Below are 16,244 nucleotides of genomic sequence, written 5' to 3'. Positions count from 1 at the left end.
AAACTATTATTTAGAAGTAATAAAATCCACAATCCTATTGGCATGGATTCTTGAGTTTTCTATAAACCATTTATGCGTCTGCATTCCACCGCATACAACGCCTGCCAAAAATAAACCTTCTACATTTGTTTCCATAGTTTCAGGGTTATACGCTGGAATTTTCAGTTCATCATTAGAAAGCTGAATTCCTATATTTTCAAGAAAATTTAAATCTGGTTTGTAACCTGTTAAGGCTAAAACAAAATCATTTTCAATAGTAACTTTTCCGTTTGGAGTCTCAATCTCAACTTCATTTTCACGGATTTCGGTAATATTCGATTCAAAATAAGCTTTAATGCTTCCTTCAGCAATTCGGTTTTCAACATCGGGTTTAACCCAGTATTTTACTCTGTTGTTAATTTCGTTTTTACGAATTACCATCGTTACGTTTGCGCCTTTCCTCCAGCATTCCAAAGCAGCGTCTACAGACGAATTATTTGCTCCAACAACCAAAACATTTCTAAAAGCATATTCATGCGCTTCTTTATAGTAATGGCGAACTTTAGACAATTCTTCTCCTTTTACATTCATCAAAATCGGAATATCATAGAATCCGGTTGCAATAATTACATTTTTAGATTGATACAAGCTTTTATCAGTTGAAACCACAAAAAGAGAACTTTCTACTTTTTTAATTTCGGTTACTTTTTCAAATAAATTAATATTGAAATTAAAATAACGGTGAATATTTCGATAATATTCTAAAGCTTCCTGACGCCCAGGTTTTGGCGCTAAACAGTTAAAAGGAATATTTCCGATTTCAAGTCTTTCGGCAGTGGAGAAAAAAGTCATGTACAACGGATAATTGAAAATACTATTTACAATTGCGCCTTTTTCAATAATTAAATAACGTAAGTTTTTCTTTTGAGCTTCTATTGCGCAAGCCAGCCCAATTGGCCCGCCTCCCACAATAATTAAATCATATTGGTCTGTCATAAATTATTCTTTTTCCCAATTTTTAAAAGGATTCTTGCTCAAATAAGCATTATAATATCTTGGATCATTTGTCACTTCTTCACCCAGCCAATCTGGTTTTTCAAAGCTTTCTGTTTCTGATTGTAATTCTATTTCGGCCATTATCAAACCTTCATTTTCTCCATAAAATTCGTCAACTTCATAAATATGGTTTCCTGATTTAATTTCATAGCGTGTTTTTTCAATTTTGCCTTTTTCGCATAATCTCAATAATTCAACGGCTTCGTCAAGCGGAATTTGATTTTCCCACTCAAAACGTGACATACCGCCTTGATGTCCAATTCCTTTTATCGTTAAAAAAGCTTTTTCACCTTTAATTCTAACACGAACCGTTCTTTCAGGAACTGAGCTCAAATACCCTTGTGCAATTTTATTTTTTGCAAATGCTTGTTCTTTAAAATCATCCGATTTTACAAGAAACTTTCTTTCTATTTCGAGCATTTTTAATCTAAATTTATTTTACTGCAAGTTACTCAATTTAATTCAGTCATGAAATTGGGTTTTCAAAAATCTAAACTTTTAAATTGGTTTCATTTTAAACCTTAACTGGTCTAAAATGAAACCAATTTAACTGATTATTAATGTTTTGCGTGTTTTTATTTTAGCTAAATTTGAGTAAATCTTAATTTCTATACTTATGTCTAAAAAAGCATTTTATCTATTAGGCATTGCTTTAACCATAATTTTAGGTACTATTTTGTACATAAAATTGTGCTGCAATTGCGTTGTGACCGAACCCAATGCTGATACCGAAAAAGTACCGCCAACGGCAATTAAGAGTGATAATTTTGTCCCTTTTGTATTGAGTGGTTCCGGATTTGAATATCAGACAAATGATAATCTTAAATTTCTAAAAAACAATTCAGATTTAATTCAGCCTGTAAGTGATTCTGTGACGATTGGAATTGAAAATTTAAATACCTTTTTAGCTTCAAATCCAAAACAAAAAGTAACGATTACAGGTTATGCAGCTTCTGATGAAACCAATACTACTAAATTTGAAAATCTTGGTTTAGCGAGGGCAAATAATGTTAAAATTTATTTTGTTTCTAAAGGTTTAACGGCTTCTCAATTTGATACTAAAGGAAAAATTATAAATAGCTGGAAAACAAGTGCCGATACGCTGCTTGGTCCAGTTGAATATAAATTTGAGGCTTCTGACACAACTTCTTCGATAACTGACGAATGGTCTGCACTTAAGGATAAAATTAATGCCGATCCTTTAACGCTTCATTTTAATACTAATAAATCCAGCTTTAATTTAAGCAGTGATGAAAAACAAAAAATATCTGATATTTCTAAGTATTTAGAAAATGTAAAAGATGCATCTGTTTTAATTGTCGGACATAGTGATAATGTTGGAAATAAAGAAGCTAATATAATTCTGGCGCAAAAACGTGCTGATTTTTCTAAAAACTATTTAATTAAAAATGGTATTGAAGCTTCTAAAATTGCAACAGAATCAAAAGGTCCTGATGAACCAATTGGAGATAACACAACTGCTGAAGGAAAAGCAAGCAATCGAAGAACTGTAATTACAATCAAATAATTAAAAAATATACTATTATGAATTTACCATGTATCTTAATACCAATTATAGTAGGCTTAATCTGCGGAATTTTAGGTTACCTGCTTGGAAAATTGAATTCGAAAAGAGATGATTCACTTGCAGTTTCTTTGCAGGCAGATTTAGATGCCTGTAAAGCAAATACGAAGAATTTGAATGCAAAAATAGCTTCTCTGGAAGCAGAATTGGTTTCTGCTCATCTTAAAGTGAAAGCTTCAGAATCTGTACCTAAATCTTTTGTGGCAGATGTTCCAACTGTAGTGTTTGACAGTGCGCTTGCAGCAAACATATTAGGAAAGAAAATAAAACAAGATGATTTAAAAATTGTGGAAGGTATTGGACCCAAAATCGAGGCTTTGTTTAACGAAGCCGGAATTAAAACCTGGTATGACCTATCAGAAGCTTCTACTGAAAAACTACAGTCAATCCTTGACGCGGGAGGTGAAAATTATGCTATTCACAATCCAAGTACATGGGCCAAACAAGCATTATTTGCTTATCAGGGAAAATGGCAGGAATTAAAAGAATGGCACGAAAATTTACTTGGAGGAAAAGAGTAAAAAAGACTCAAAGGTTCAGAGTGGCAAAGGCTCAAGGTTTTGTGTCTTTGTCACTTTGTATTTTTATTACTTTGTATTTTTATTACTTTGTATTTTTATTAGTTTGTATCTTTACAAGAATTTCTGAATCCCATTTTTGAGAATCGTTGTACCAGAGCTGTCCTTTTAAAACTTCAAGCGGACAATCAAAATTGTTGGTGTAAAGTGCTCCGGTTCCTAAACCCTGAGGCATTTTTGAATTTAGAGTATAAGTCCATTGCGCAATTGCATTTAACCCGATATTACTTTCTAATGCAGATGTAATCCACCAGCCAATATTGTGTTTTTCTGCCAATGTTATCCATTCCTGAGTCCCTCTAAAACCGCCAATAAAACTTGGTTTAAGAATAATGTACTGCGGTTTAATTTCCTGTAATATTTTTTCTTTTTCTTCGAATGAAAAAATGCCAATTAACTCTTCATCTAATGCTATTGGAAAAGGAGTTGTTTTACACAAATCAGCCATTGCCTGAACATTTCCTTTTTTAATAGGCTGTTCTATGCTATGTAATTGAAATTGATTCAATTGATTTAGCTTATCTAAAGCTTCATTTAAAGCGAAAGCACCGTTAGCATCTACGCGAATTTCAATTTCTTCCGCAGAAAAATGACTGCGAATGAAAGCTAATAATTCTAATTCTTTTTGAAAATCAATTGCGCCAATTTTAAGTTTTATGCAATTGAAACCTGTTTCTAGTTTTTCCTCAATCTGCTCTTTCATAAAAGCCGGCTCGCCCATCCAAACCAAACCATTTATTACTATAGATTTAGAATTTGTAGTGAAATCAGATGGAAAAAGTAAAAACGGATTTTTACTTTTTAATGATAAAAAAGCCATTTCTATTCCGAATTGAATCGATGGAAATTCTATTAAAGATTCCCACAGTTCTTTTTCGCCTAAATGAATGTTTTCGCAGGTCCACTTTAGTTTATCTTCATAATCATCACGATCGTCCGCACTTAAGCTGCGAAGAATACCACACTCTCCTATTCCTGTTTGACCATCTTCTTCAAGAACAATAAACCAAGTTTCTTTTTCGGTCATAATGCCTCGTGACGTCCCGGAAGGACGTTTAAACTCAAGCATATATTTGTGGTAAGTCGCTTTCACTGTACTGTTTTTTAAGCCATAAAAGTGATATAAGTAAATTTAAGTTTTTTGATGTCAAAGATTTAAATGAACCTATATAATTTATATGGTGAAATAATTTTTAATTGTATAGTTTTAAAACTTTTTCGAAGTCTTTTGATGGTAAACCTGCTTTTTCAAAAATAGTAAAATCAGATTTTGTTTTGTCTTTCCAGCTTAAGCTGTCTGTAACGTTCTGATTTTGATATTTCTTGTAAATAGCTTTTGCGTCGCCATAATTATCACTTATCAAATAAACGTGTGCTAAGTTTAGTTTAATCAATAATTCTGTATCATCTAACTTTTCGCCTTCTTGCAAAAATTTTAATGCTTTTGCATATTGTTTTGTTAGAATGTAACAGTAGCCAATTGAATTATAATCTAATGCTGCGGCTTTTCCGTCACTAATAATAGTATTTAATTTAGGAATAGCTTCATTGTATTTTTGCTGTTTGATTAAGCCTGAAATCTGATTTCTTAAGTCGTTATAAACGTTTTTAGAAATATCGGCATCTTTATAACACGCATTACCGAAGTCTTTGTATACTTTTGTTTTTTCGACTGCCAGTAATTTTTGAAATTCTGAATAACGATATTGCTTCATTATTTTTTCTAGAATACAAACACAAAAATCATCTGAATTAGCCATTTTTTGAGCCATTGTCGATGTTTTACAAAGACTTATAATTTCATTTTTGTTATCCTTGTTCCAACCGCGATTTAATTTAATATCAACCCAAGGCACAACTTCTAAAACTACTTTTTGACTTAAAAACCAGTTTTTGCTTTCAAAACCAAACCAAATTGTAGTTGTATTTTCTTTTAAACAAGAATTTTTGTCTAACGAAATACGTTTTGCATCTTTACTAATTGGTTCTTTTTGTGAATAACACGCATCATCAACTTTTCCATCAGTGATGTATTTTTTAGTGCTTTCGTTTGAAGTAAAAAGCGAATACGTACATTGATCGTCACCAGAAATGTTAGACATTAAGAAAACAGCTCCGGCAGAGCCCTGCCCTATTCCGTAAGGATCTGGAATAGATTTTAAAAGAGAGACTAAACTGCTGGCCATTTGCTGGTTTTTGTCCAGAAGTGTAATTCTGTAAACAATTTCAGTTGTTCCTACAGGTAAATCTTCTGTTTTTACAACAATACGATCACCGGCAGAAACTAAAATCTCTTTTGTTGTAGCACGATCTTTATCCCAATAACCATCTTTTTGAGCAAAAGAATTATATACTGAAGCAAGTAATAGGATTAAAAATATTCTTTTGAAATTCATATTTCTGAATAAATGCTATTTATACTTTTATTTTTGTCATTCCCGGGAACGAGAAATCTCACTGGGAGATCGACAAAGAGGGTTCTTTTCTTTGCGGAATTTCTAGTAAGATTCCTCATTCCACGGAATGCCATGACAGAATAATAATTAGATCTTTTTAAGACTATTATTATAATTCTATAGATTCACCAATTCCTAAAAGCATCAAATCTTTTCCTTTATCAAAGAATTTACGAATTGATTCTTCATGGTTGATTTCGATATAACCAAAAGTATCAAAGTGATAGCCTAAAATTTTATCGCACTCTACAAAGTCTGATGCAATGATAGCATCTTCAACATCCATTGTAAAATTATTTCCGATTGGAAGAATTGCTAAATCCAGCTTTGTTCTTAACGGAATCAATTTCATGTCGTAAGTAAGTGCTGTATCGCCTGCGATATAAATGTTTTTATGTTCGCCTTCAATTACAAATCCGCCAGGATTTCCTCCATAAGTACCGTCAGGAAAAGAACTAGAATGGATTGCGTTTACATATTTTACTTTTCCAAAATCGAATTTCCAGCTTCCGCCATGATTCATTGGGTGTGCATTAAATCCTTTTTTGGCATAATAACTTGTAATTTCAGCATTTGAAACAATAACTGCATTTGTGTTTTTTGCAATCGCTTCAACGTCTAAAACGTGATCACTGTGAGCGTGAGTCAATAAAATATAATCGGCTTTTAATGTATTTATGTCGATGGCTGCTGCTTGCGGATTTCCTGAAATAAAAGGGTCAACAATAATATGTTTTCCTCCAACTTCGATCGCTAAAGATGCGTGCCCGTAAAATGTAATTTTCATTTTTTTAATTTTAAAGTTGAACTTAAGTTTATCTTCCGCCTAGGAAAAGATTAACAATAATGTCTGAAATTAAAGAAATCATACATACTGTTAATAAGATTGAAAGTAAAAATGTACTAAGAGCCAGTTTTTTTAATTCTGGATCTAACAACTTAGGATTTTGGTTTTTATAAACCGTAATTAAATGTTTGGTTAAAGGAATATAAGCCAATAAAAACAAATACTGATCGAAATTGTAATCACTTAAAATTGCAAAAACAACCACTAAAACCATTGCAGTAATAATTAATGCAAAATGGTAATTTTTAGCTTTTGTTCCGCCCATTTGCACCACGATAGTATTTTTACCTGATTTACGATCAGACTCTTCGTCGCGCATATTGTTTAAGTTTAAAACTCCAACGCTTAGCAAACCAATTGAAATTGCCGGAAGAATTAAAAGCGGATCTACTTCTTTTGAATATAAAAAGTTAACGCCTAATGTGCTTACCAATCCGAAGAAAATGAAAACGAATACGTCCCCAAAACCTTTATATCCGTAAGCTGAGTTTCCTACTGTATAACGAATGGCAGACACAATTGCTGCGATTCCAAGTAACAAGAAAAAGATTGAATATCCGAAATTATCTTTCCCGAAAGCAAAATAAATAAGGATTACAGCCGATAACAAAGTCAATAAAGATGTAATTATTATGGCTTTTTTCATGGCTTGCGGTGTAATAATACCGCTTTGGATAGCGCGTTGCGGCCCTACTCGGTCAGCATTATCTGTACCTTTTACTCCATCGCCGTAATCATTGGCAAAATTGGATAAAACCTGTAATCCTAGTGTTGTTAAAAGTGCGAAACCAAAAATTTTCCAGCTGAAAACTTCAGTTGGTGTATTGATTGTTTCTGTTGGGTTTGAAAGTGCATAAATACTTCCAACTATAATTCCGGAAACTGATAAAGGCAATGTGCGCAGTCTGGCGGCTTCAATCCAATGTTTCATGTTTTAATTTTAGATTTTAGAATATAGATTTTAGATTATTATATTCTGATTAAAAAATTATAGATTAGAAATCTAAAATTATTTATGGCAGCCATTTATTCTCACCGAAGTTTGGTTTTCTTTTTTCCAAAAAGGCATTTCTTCCTTCTTTTGCTTCTTCGGTCATGTAGGCTAAACGTGTGGCTTCACCAGCAAAAACCTGTTGACCTACCATTCCGTCGTCTGTTAAGTTCATGGCGAATTTCAGCATTTTGATTGAAGTTGGTGATTTTTGAAGAATTTCCTGTGCCCATTCATAAGCAGTATCTTCTAGCTCATCGTGCGGAATTACAGCATTTACCATTCCCATATCCATCGCTTCCTGAGCAGAATAATTTCTACCTAAAAAGAAAATTTCACGTGCTTTTTTCTGTCCAACCATTTTCGCCAGATAAGCAGATCCGTAACCTCCGTCAAAACTCGTAACGTCTGCATCTGTTTGTTTAAAAATAGCGTGTTCTTTACTTGCCAAAGTCATATCGCAGACTACATGTAAACTATGTCCGCCGCCAACAGCCCATCCAGGAACTACGGCAATAACTACTTTTGGCATAAAGCGAATTAGCCGCTGTACTTCTAAAATATTTAAACGGTGCTGACCGTCTTCGCCCACATAACCTTGGTGTCCGCGTGCATTTTGATCACCTCCGCTGCAAAATGAATAAACACCATCTTTAGTAGACGGTCCTTCTGCCGAAAGCAAAACTACTCCAATTGAAGTATCTTCTTGTGCATCGTAAAAAGCCTGGTATAATTCTGAAGTTGTTTTAGGTCTGAATGCATTTCTAACATTTGGTCTGTTAAAAGCAATTCTGGCAACTCCATTACATTTTTTATAGGTTATATCTTCAAATTCTCTGGCAGTAATCCAATCCATTTCTATTTGTTTTATTTAAAAAAATTATAGTGTAAAAATAAACCATTTTTTACATTTTCACCTATTCATTTTTGTTTTAGTCGGCATTAATACCGCTTTCAATGTTAAGAATTGATATCAGGTTCTAAAAAATAACACTTTTTAACATTAGTTTTGGAAAATAATGAGTAATTTTACACCCTAGAAATCAATGAGATACGAGTTATTTTATTGATATAAGATTGATTTTCTTTCACTGATTTATTAACCTAAAAAATGATTTTTTTGAGAAAATTTAAAAAATTTGTCGCTCATTTTTTTATGGTCTTAATTAGTAAACCTATTAGAAATGAGCAAATGATTTATTCGTTTGTCAAGACTGCAAAAAGAAAATAGTAACACCTAAGGTTAAACGCTAGAATTGTTTAGTAATTAGTATCAAATTGATTACGAAAAGAGGAAAAATGCTAACTAAAACATCTATAAGTTATTTTATTAAACCAAATGGATCAGCCGTGAAATTTAATTTTTGTTTTTAAGATAAACGCATCAATTGTTTAAAGACATACTATCGAGAAAGTAGTTTCAAAAATTAATAAAGCTATTACTTTCAACATGAATTCGAATTATTTTATTTCTGTTTTTTTTTAATTACAATTTTTTTTAAAACTAGAATAAAAAGAGAAAGGCTGCTTGTAATGAGCAGCCTTTCTTGTTATATATCTTAAATTACAGAATTTTATTCTTTTACAAGATAAATCCCATCTTCTTTGATTTCAATGAGTTTCTCTTTATACAAAGCTCCAACGGCTTTTTTAAAGGTCTTTTTACTCATTTTTAGAACGGTCTTAATGTCTTCAGGATGTGAATTGTCATTTAAACGTAAAAATCCCCTATTGGCTCTTAGTTCGTCTAAAATCTTTTCGGCATTGGGTTCAATGCTTTGATAACCCTGAATTTGCAGTGCAACGTCTATTTTATTATCAGGACGAATGTTTTTAATATAACCGCGCATTCTGTCACCCGTTCTAATAGCATCGTCATAGACTTCATCCTTATACAAAAGTCCTTTGTGCTGTTCGTTGATAATTACATTTATTCCAATTTCTGTAATGTGCGATACGATTAAATCTACTTCCTCACCTTTTTCAACAGTTAAGTTATCATTACTTAAAAACTGATTCGTTTTACTCGAAGCTACTAAACGATTGGTTTTCTCATCTTTATAAAGGTAAACTAAATAACGTTTCCCTTTTTCCATCGGGCGGGCTTGTTCTTTAAACGGAACCAGAATATCTTTCTCCATTCCCCAATCCATAAAAGCGCCAACGTTATTTATGTAGTTTACTCTTAAAAGAGCAAATTCATTCAATAAAATATAAGGTTCAAGCGTAGTCGCAACCGGGCGCTGTTCGTGATCCAGATAAACGAAAACAATAATTTCTTCGCCTATTTCAAATTCGTTTGGAACGTATTTGTTTGGTAATAAAACATCGTGAATTCCTTCCGGATCTTTTTCAGGGTTCCCTAAAAACAGACCTACTTTAGTATCACGTAATATAGTTAGTGTGTTGTATTTTCCTATTTCAAGCATTATAATAAGGTTCTAAGCTGTTAACAGCTGAATTTCTAAAGTGCAAATGTACGAAGTTTGAAAATGAGAAAGCGAAAAATTCGCTATATAGCCAGCTAATAATTTTAACGAATCTAAATATAAGTTTTTTCTTATTATATTTGCAAAAAAATAAATAGCAATGGCTATAGGATTAAAAGTAAGCAACTATTGGTTTGAAATTGGAACTGGAGATTTTTTTCATTGTTTCTTTTCAAACATTGCATATCATTTAGAAAAAGAAAATTGGGGCAGTATATATCCAATTTTAATGAATGAACTTTATCAAGGAGAATTAAAAAATAAAAATATTGATAAAGCTATTGATGAATTAAAAAAAATACAGATAGATTTTGGAAAAATTCCCCCTTCAAAGATTATTTGGGATATTGAAAATCTGAGTCTAACCCCTCCTTGGGGAGATAACATAAACCCTGAAATTACTAATTTATCAAATTATTTTCTAACTAGCAGCGGTAAAGATTTATTTGAAATCTTTTTTGAAGCTTTATCAAAAGCAAATAATGATCGAACCGATTTATTAATTCAATAATAAACAAAAAAAAAGCGTCAAAAAAGACGCATTAATTTTATTTGTAAACACTTTCTTTTTTAAAATGTACAGTCAGCAAATAATACACAACAACTCTGTATTTATGCTTATTTGATTTGCCATATTTTTCTAAAACAGAATGTATGGCTTCATCTAAGGGCGACCCCGCAGGAAGTCCTAATTTCTTGATTAAAAAGTTATTTTTAACCGTGTCTAATTCAGATTGCTGGCTTCCCGCTACCGTAGAAGCATCAGCATTATAAATTGACGGACCACAGCCAATGGTTACTTTTGTTAGTAAATCCAGATTTGGAGTTACTCCGCATTTGTCCTTTAGATCTGCTGCATACTTTTGAATTAATTCTTCTCTTTTGCTCATAATAAATTTAATATTGGTTATATAGAACCAAATATAAATAATATTAAAAGTCAAACAAAATATTTAACAATATTTAACCTACTTTTAATTAGATTAATTCTTTAAAATATTGCTTCAAAATTGCATCGTTTTCTAACATAGGTGTAAACACTTCCAAAATGCCCGGCGTTTCGTTTGAATTATAAAGAAATTCCAAATTTTCATTTAATGACGGTAAATCATTTGCTTTGAAATAATTACATTGATACATTTTAGCCAAATGTTCAGCAGTTAAATGATGTGCAGTTTCAAAATAGGTATTAAAAACCGGTTTTTCCTGATGACCGGGTAAAATCCTGAATATTCCGCCTCCGCCATTATTAATCAAAATAATTTTAAAGTTTTTTGGTATGTACGAATTCCACAACGCATTGCTGTCATATAAGAAACTAATATCACCCGTAATAAAAACAGTTTGCTTTGCGTTTGCTACTGCTGCACCCACAGCTGTAGATGTGCTGCCATCAATACCGCTTGTTCCTCTGTTACAATAAACTTCGATTGAAGGATCAATTTCAATTAATTGTGCATATCGAATTGCAGAACTGTTACTAATTTGAAGCTGACTGTTTTTAGGAAGAGATTCTATTACTTTTTCAAATACTTTAAAATCCGAAAAAGAAATTTTGTCTAAATATTCTTGTTTCCGGATTTTTCTTAAATCGTAAATTTTATCAATTTTTGAGAAATACTTGCTCGAAACAAATTCTGTTTTTGGAAGCAGTTCTTTGAAGAAATCATTCGGTTCCATTACAAAATGCTTACTTAAAGCATTAAATGTATCATAAGCTCGTAATGTATCTATATGCCAATGATGTACGGGCTTATATTTTCGTAAAAAAGCTTTAATACGCTTCGATACTATCATACCTCCAAAAGTGATCAAAATTTCAGGCTCTAATTCTTTAAAATCAAAATCATCAAATGGCGTAATTAAGCTATCAATGCTGTTAATAAAGCTGGGATTATGGAGGTTTGAAGTAGTTTCTGTAAGTACTACAATCGATGGGTCTTTGGCAAAATTTTCCAAAATTTCCTGATCTACAGAATTGACTTCGTTTATTCCTCCAATAAGAATTAATTTTCTTTTTGACGAATTCCAGATTGACACAATTTCGGCTTCATTTTCGATGATTTTTGTTCCGAGAATCTCCTCTGAATTGGTAATTTTTGGTGAAACAGAAAGTTCTGAAACCGTTTCATATAAAGGTTCTTCAAAAGGGGCATTAATATGTACGGGGCCTTTTTGAAGAATCGCAGTTTCTATGGCTTTATTAATTTTTAAGTCATTTTCCAAAGAAGCATCTTCGGTTAAATTAGCATTAAAAACCGAATGATTTAAAAAGACATTTTCCTGGCGAATGGTTTGTCCGTCCCCAATATCTATTTTACTCTGCGGACGATCTGCTGAGATTACAATTAGTGGAATCTGACTGTAGAATGCTTCGGCTACAGCCGGATAATAATTTAATAATGCCGAACCAGAAGTACAAACAACCGCCGTTGGCTTTTTAGTCTGTTGTGCTATTCCTAAGGCGAAAAATGCTGCACATCGTTCATCTGCAATACTGTAACATTTAAAATTCGGATTTTGAGCGAAACCAATAGTTAAAGGCGCGTTTCGTGAACCAGGAGAAATTATAATATTGAAAATTCCTTTTGCTGCACAGATCTCGATAATGCTTTGTGCAAGCGCTATTTTGGGGTAAATCATTCTAAATGGTGTATAATATTCTAAAAAAATATATGCTTAAATATTTTCTTTTACAAGTACAAAGTTACAAACTTCGCGCCTGATTTAACTTATATATTAGGAAGATATTAAGACTGTTTTTAGAAAAAGAGGATATATTTGTAAAACAGAATTTTCTCTATTAAAATAAACTGTTTATGCGTTTCTTATATTTACTTTTCCTTTTCGTTTCGCTCCAAGCCGTACAATCTCAAAATCAATTTTCTGTTGATGGAATATCATACAAAACGGCATTAGAAAATGCTAAAACAGATGGAAAACCTATTTTTGTTATGCTTTATGCCGATTGGTGTCCGCATTGTAATCAAATGAAAAAAGAAGTTTTCAGTGATGCTAAAGTGATGGATTTTTTAAATAAAAATTACATCTGTATTTGGAAAAATGTGGAGAAAGAAGAAGGAATAGCTCTTAAAAATAAATTTAAAACAACTTCTCTTCCTGCATTTTTGTTTTTAGATTCAAATGAAACGCTTATATATGCTTTAAAAGGCGAAATGAAAACACCTGAGTTTTTAGCTGAAGCTGGTTATGCTTTAAATCCAAAATTTCAGCTTCCTTATCTAGAAAAGGAATTTTTGGCTGATCCGAGTAATTCTAACAAGTTTTTTAATTATTTGAATACTTTAAAGAAAGGAAAAGACAGAACTGAATTATCGATTCCAACCCATATTTACCTGCAGACACAATCTGATACTCAATTGGTAAGTGAAACGAACTGGAGAGTAATTGCAAATGGTGTTACAGATATTAATTCGAGAGAATTTCAATATGTTTTAAAACATGAAAAAGAATTTGCTGCTGTAGCATCTCAAAATCGTATAGACCGAAAAATAGAAAGTATTGTAAATGAATTGCTTCGACCTTTGGTGGACAATTTAGACACTCTAAACTATTATAAACAAAGAGAAGTGGCTAAATCAATAAAATTACAAAAAACCGATTCTCTTGTTTTTAAATTTGATTTGACGCTGGCTGAACGAACTGAAAAATGGAATTTCTATAAAAAAGTTACTCTCGAAGAAACTGAGAAATTGGTTTGGAAAGATGCGAGTTTCTTAAAAGATATTGGTCAGACGTATTTAAAACATATTAATGATACGGAAAGTCTTAAAAAATCAATTTTTTGGGTAAAACATTCGTTAGAATTAAATGATTCATTCGATGGAAATTTGCTCCTAGCCCGACTTTACAATAAAATTAAAGATAAAAAACAGGCATTAAAATATGCAAAAGATGCCAAAGCAATCGGTAAAGAAATGGGCTGGAATACAAAAGATGTTGATACTTTACTTGCTGAATTAAATTCAAAATAAAACTTTAAAAAATATGGATTTCACAATTAATCCGTGAATTTTCAAAACAACCAAAACATGAGCGTTATACTTAGACCTGCAACTACAAATGATTTAGAAAAAATTCTGGAAATTGTAAATCATTCTATCCTGCATACAACTGCAAATTATAGTTACGATATTCAAACGCTTGAAGTGCAAACTAAGTGGTTTGAAGATAAAAAAATGAAAAAACTGCCTATTGTTGTAGCCGATTTAGATGGCGAAGTAGTAGGTTTTGGAAGTTATGGCCAATTTAGAGAAAAAATTGGGTATCAATATACTGTAGAACATTCTGTTTATGTAGTCGATAATGTAATTGGAAAAGGCATTGGATCAAAATTATTGACGGAATTAATTCGTTTAGCCAAAGAACAAGGATTTCACGTTATGATTGGAGCCATTGATGCAGATAACGCAGGAAGCATTGCTTTTCATGAAAAATTTGGCTTTGTCGTAACAGGAACTATTCGCGAAGTGGGCTACAAATTTGAGCATTGGCTTGATCTGGTTTTCATGCAGTTGATTTTGAAATAAATTGATAAAAATTAAAATAAAAAATCCAAATTCAAAAGCTTTAAAGTCTTTAGAATTTGGATTTTTTAGTATTATTAGAAATTAAACCTTATCTACTCCACTCAGAGATACTGTCTTTATTCATTTTTACATAATCTTGGTTGTTTGCAGCTTCGGCTGCTGCCAAAGAAGCTTTTGCAGTTTCAACCGCTCCTTTTTTATCACCTTGTTTTGCCTGAATTAAAGATTTTAATCTTGTAACATAATAAGGCTTTTCAGTGCTCATATCTAAAGCTTTATCAACATAAGTTCTTGCTGTTTCTACATTTCCATTAGAAGAGAATAAATATTGTGCAGATGCAAAATAATCATTCCATGTTGGTCCGGCTAATGTTTTTTCAATACTAGCCACAGCTGTTTTAGCTGTTGGAACTTCAAATTTTAAAGCAACGTGAGAGTTTTCCCAAGCCATTTCTAAATAAGCAAAATTTGGATCTAAACCATTAATTCCAATTGTAAAAGTTTCAACCGGAGTTGGCAATGCATTTTCTTTTACCGTCGTTCTTAAAACAACATATTGATCGTTCCAGTTTTCAGGAAGTCCCCAGTTGTCTGTAGAAAGATAAAAAATCACTTCCCAGCTTTCGATTTTAGGAATTGTATAAATTGCATACTTTCCTTTTTTCAAAGTTTTACCATCAATTACAACATCATCACTAAAATTAATGATTGTATTTTCGTTTGCCCCGGTTCTCCAAAGTTTACCAAATGGAACTAAATTTCCAAAAACAGCTCTGCCTCTGGCACCTGGTCTTGAATACGTAACTTCAACGTCAGTTAAACCAACTGCTTGTTTAATATATGCTTTTGGACTCGCTTGCGGCGTTTTAACTTGAGCTTCAGCAGCAAAAGGAGCCAAAATGATGGCTAATGCAATAAGTATTTTTTTCATTATTGAGTTTATTTGTTTTTTTCAAATTTACGAATTCAATTATCGAACAAATGTTAAATTTTATATAATTCAAGCTTTGATCTGTGATATTTTTTCAGCATTTAATTCGTTGAAATTATTGATAACCATATCGGCTTCAGTAAGATCCTGCATAAATGAATGATCGCTGTTGTAACCAACACAGTATATTCCAGCAGCTTTTGCTGCTTTTACACCATTTGTACTGTCTTCTATAATGATACATTGGTCTTTAGGAGCAGTTGACAATGATGCAGCATGAATAAAAATGGCCGGATTTGGTTTTGACTGCGGGAAATCCTCACCACTTACAATATGAGAAAAATATTGATGCAGATTAAACCTCGTAAATACACGCTCGATCGTAACTTTTGAAGCCGATGAAGCCAAAATTAACTGGATTCCGCTTTTGTATAAATCTTTAATTAAATCGTCTACACCTTCTAATAAGTACAAATCTTCTTTTGTATCAAAAGCATCATTAAAAAGATTTCTTTTTCGCTGAATTAAATCTTCAACTTCATGCTCAATTGATGGAAAATTTCCTTTTAAAGCCTGAAACGTATTTCGAGTCGAAAATCCAGTAAACGAAGTGTACATTTCCTCTGGTACTTCAATATTTAATTCTGAAAATTGTTTGTAGTATGCATAACGGTGAACGGGTTCTGTATCTACAATTACGCCGTCCATATCAAAAATTACTGTTTTAATCATTTCTTTTAAGTTGCTAAGATTCTACGTTTTTTTGTTTCAGGTTTTCTTTG

17 protein-coding genes are annotated in these 16,244 nt (G+C 32.1%); 5 read left to right on the top strand and 12 right to left on the bottom strand.

Features of this window, described 5'->3' with window-relative positions:
- Window positions 1-6: 6 nt before the first annotated feature.
- Both L1276_RS00290 and L1276_RS00285 read right to left on the bottom strand, forming a co-directional pair.
- Window positions 7-975, bottom strand: coding sequence for a YpdA family putative bacillithiol disulfide reductase (locus tag L1276_RS00290; protein ID WP_253784300.1), 969 nt, complete (start codon window positions 973-975; stop codon window positions 7-9).
- A 3-nt stretch (window positions 976-978) separates the two neighbouring features.
- Window positions 979-1,455, bottom strand: a complete 477-nt coding sequence (locus L1276_RS00285) for a CYTH domain-containing protein (RefSeq protein WP_253784298.1) — start codon at window positions 1,453-1,455, stop codon at window positions 979-981.
- 196 nt (window positions 1,456-1,651) lie between these two features.
- Between L1276_RS00285 and L1276_RS00280 the strand changes: the two genes are divergently transcribed.
- On the top strand, window positions 1,652-2,563 hold the full coding sequence (locus tag L1276_RS00280) for an OmpA family protein (protein WP_253784297.1): 912 nt from the start codon (window positions 1,652-1,654) through the stop codon (window positions 2,561-2,563).
- Between the two features lie 17 nt (window positions 2,564-2,580).
- A complete protein-coding gene (locus tag L1276_RS00275) occupies window positions 2,581-3,141 on the top strand; it encodes a hypothetical protein (protein WP_253784296.1) in 561 nt (186 codons plus the stop codon).
- A gap of 82 nt (window positions 3,142-3,223) precedes the next feature.
- Here the strand turns inward: L1276_RS00275 and L1276_RS00270 are convergent, their stop codons facing one another.
- From L1276_RS00270 to L1276_RS00245, 6 genes are all read right to left on the bottom strand, one after another.
- Window positions 3,224-4,291, bottom strand: a complete 1,068-nt coding sequence (locus L1276_RS00270; RefSeq protein WP_253784295.1) for an o-succinylbenzoate synthase — start codon at window positions 4,289-4,291, stop codon at window positions 3,224-3,226.
- A 100-nt stretch (window positions 4,292-4,391) separates the two neighbouring features.
- Window positions 4,392-5,594: a M48 family metallopeptidase gene (locus tag L1276_RS00265; RefSeq protein WP_253784294.1), complete on the bottom strand. Its 1,203-nt coding sequence runs from the start codon at window positions 5,592-5,594 to the stop codon at window positions 4,392-4,394.
- A gap of 169 nt (window positions 5,595-5,763) precedes the next feature.
- On the bottom strand, window positions 5,764-6,441 hold the full coding sequence (locus L1276_RS00260; RefSeq protein ID WP_253784293.1) for a metal-dependent hydrolase: 678 nt from the start codon (window positions 6,439-6,441) through the stop codon (window positions 5,764-5,766).
- Between the two features lie 28 nt (window positions 6,442-6,469).
- A complete protein-coding gene (gene menA, locus L1276_RS00255; RefSeq protein ID WP_253784292.1) occupies window positions 6,470-7,432 on the bottom strand; it encodes a 1,4-dihydroxy-2-naphthoate octaprenyltransferase in 963 nt (320 codons plus the stop codon).
- 82 nt (window positions 7,433-7,514) lie between these two features.
- On the bottom strand, window positions 7,515-8,348 hold the full coding sequence (locus L1276_RS00250) for a 1,4-dihydroxy-2-naphthoyl-CoA synthase (RefSeq protein WP_035681238.1): 834 nt from the start codon (window positions 8,346-8,348) through the stop codon (window positions 7,515-7,517).
- A gap of 718 nt (window positions 8,349-9,066) precedes the next feature.
- The gene (locus L1276_RS00245; protein WP_253784291.1) at window positions 9,067-9,921 is read right to left on the bottom strand and encodes a S1 RNA-binding domain-containing protein; all 855 of its coding nucleotides are present in this window, start codon (window positions 9,919-9,921) and stop codon (window positions 9,067-9,069) included.
- Between the two features lie 160 nt (window positions 9,922-10,081).
- Between L1276_RS00245 and L1276_RS00240 the strand changes: the two genes are divergently transcribed.
- On the top strand, window positions 10,082-10,492 hold the full coding sequence (locus tag L1276_RS00240; RefSeq protein ID WP_253784289.1) for an immunity 70 family protein: 411 nt from the start codon (window positions 10,082-10,084) through the stop codon (window positions 10,490-10,492).
- A gap of 37 nt (window positions 10,493-10,529) precedes the next feature.
- On the opposite strand, the gene L1276_RS00235 is transcribed toward L1276_RS00240, so the two are convergent.
- Window positions 10,530-10,871, bottom strand: a complete 342-nt coding sequence (locus L1276_RS00235) for a DUF2853 family protein (protein WP_253784287.1) — start codon at window positions 10,869-10,871, stop codon at window positions 10,530-10,532.
- A gap of 88 nt (window positions 10,872-10,959) precedes the next feature.
- Window positions 10,960-12,624 (bottom strand): 2-succinyl-5-enolpyruvyl-6-hydroxy-3-cyclohexene-1-carboxylic-acid synthase, encoded by a 1,665-nt coding sequence (menD, locus tag L1276_RS00230; RefSeq protein WP_253784283.1) that lies wholly within the window; start codon window positions 12,622-12,624, stop codon window positions 10,960-10,962.
- A gap of 176 nt (window positions 12,625-12,800) precedes the next feature.
- Between menD and L1276_RS00225 the strand changes: the two genes are divergently transcribed.
- Together L1276_RS00225 and L1276_RS00220 are read left to right on the top strand one after the other, a co-directional pair.
- Entirely contained in the window at window positions 12,801-13,976 is a 1,176-nt protein-coding gene (locus L1276_RS00225) for a thioredoxin fold domain-containing protein (RefSeq protein WP_253784281.1), read from the top strand.
- Window positions 13,977-14,033: 57 nt separating this feature from the next.
- Window positions 14,034-14,531, top strand: a complete 498-nt coding sequence (locus L1276_RS00220; protein ID WP_253784279.1) for a GNAT family N-acetyltransferase — start codon at window positions 14,034-14,036, stop codon at window positions 14,529-14,531.
- Between the two features lie 88 nt (window positions 14,532-14,619).
- Here L1276_RS00220 and L1276_RS00215 read toward each other — a convergent pair whose 3' ends face one another.
- Window positions 14,620-15,462 carry a DUF2911 domain-containing protein gene (locus L1276_RS00215; protein WP_253784277.1) on the bottom strand — a complete coding sequence of 281 codons (843 nt, stop codon included), beginning with the start codon at window positions 15,460-15,462 and terminating at the stop codon, window positions 14,620-14,622.
- 69 nt (window positions 15,463-15,531) lie between these two features.
- On the bottom strand, window positions 15,532-16,194 hold the full coding sequence (locus L1276_RS00210; RefSeq protein WP_253784275.1) for an HAD family phosphatase: 663 nt from the start codon (window positions 16,192-16,194) through the stop codon (window positions 15,532-15,534).
- Between the last annotated feature and the right edge of the window lie 50 nt (window positions 16,195-16,244).

Origin of the sequence: Flavobacterium sp. HSC-32F16, assembly GCF_024171645.1 — a bacterium.
In the GTDB taxonomy this organism is placed as follows: Bacteria; Bacteroidota; Bacteroidia; order Flavobacteriales; family Flavobacteriaceae; genus Flavobacterium.
Note: the sequence above shows the minus strand (reverse complement) of the source record. Positions and strands in the feature narration are given on the sequence as shown.

What these genes read in the sequence shown, in the direction of transcription:
- L1276_RS00290 (WP_253784300.1), bottom strand. Translation starts at nt 975, where the DNA reads ATGACAGACCAATATGATTTAATTATTGTGGGAGGCGGGCCAATTGGG.
- L1276_RS00285 (WP_253784298.1), bottom strand. Translation starts at nt 1,455, where the DNA reads ATGCTCGAAATAGAAAGAAAGTTTCTTGTAAAATCGGATGATTTTAAA.
- L1276_RS00280 (WP_253784297.1), top strand. Translation starts at nt 1,652, where the DNA reads ATGTCTAAAAAAGCATTTTATCTATTAGGCATTGCTTTAACCATAATT.
- L1276_RS00275 (WP_253784296.1), top strand. Translation starts at nt 2,581, where the DNA reads ATGAATTTACCATGTATCTTAATACCAATTATAGTAGGCTTAATCTGC.
- L1276_RS00265 (WP_253784294.1), bottom strand. Translation starts at nt 5,594, where the DNA reads ATGAATTTCAAAAGAATATTTTTAATCCTATTACTTGCTTCAGTATAT.
- L1276_RS00260 (WP_253784293.1), bottom strand. Translation starts at nt 6,441, where the DNA reads ATGAAAATTACATTTTACGGGCACGCATCTTTAGCGATCGAAGTTGGA.
- menA (WP_253784292.1), bottom strand. Translation starts at nt 7,432, where the DNA reads ATGAAACATTGGATTGAAGCCGCCAGACTGCGCACATTGCCTTTATCA.
- L1276_RS00250 (WP_035681238.1), bottom strand. Translation starts at nt 8,348, where the DNA reads ATGGATTGGATTACTGCCAGAGAATTTGAAGATATAACCTATAAAAAA.
- L1276_RS00245 (WP_253784291.1), bottom strand. Translation starts at nt 9,921, where the DNA reads ATGCTTGAAATAGGAAAATACAACACACTAACTATATTACGTGATACT.
- L1276_RS00240 (WP_253784289.1), top strand. Translation starts at nt 10,082, where the DNA reads ATGGCTATAGGATTAAAAGTAAGCAACTATTGGTTTGAAATTGGAACT.
- L1276_RS00235 (WP_253784287.1), bottom strand. Translation starts at nt 10,871, where the DNA reads ATGAGCAAAAGAGAAGAATTAATTCAAAAGTATGCAGCAGATCTAAAG.
- menD (WP_253784283.1), bottom strand. Translation starts at nt 12,624, where the DNA reads ATGATTTACCCCAAAATAGCGCTTGCACAAAGCATTATCGAGATCTGT.
- L1276_RS00225 (WP_253784281.1), top strand. Translation starts at nt 12,801, where the DNA reads ATGCGTTTCTTATATTTACTTTTCCTTTTCGTTTCGCTCCAAGCCGTA.
- L1276_RS00220 (WP_253784279.1), top strand. Translation starts at nt 14,034, where the DNA reads ATGAGCGTTATACTTAGACCTGCAACTACAAATGATTTAGAAAAAATT.
- L1276_RS00215 (WP_253784277.1), bottom strand. Translation starts at nt 15,462, where the DNA reads ATGAAAAAAATACTTATTGCATTAGCCATCATTTTGGCTCCTTTTGCT.
- L1276_RS00210 (WP_253784275.1), bottom strand. Translation starts at nt 16,194, where the DNA reads ATGATTAAAACAGTAATTTTTGATATGGACGGCGTAATTGTAGATACA.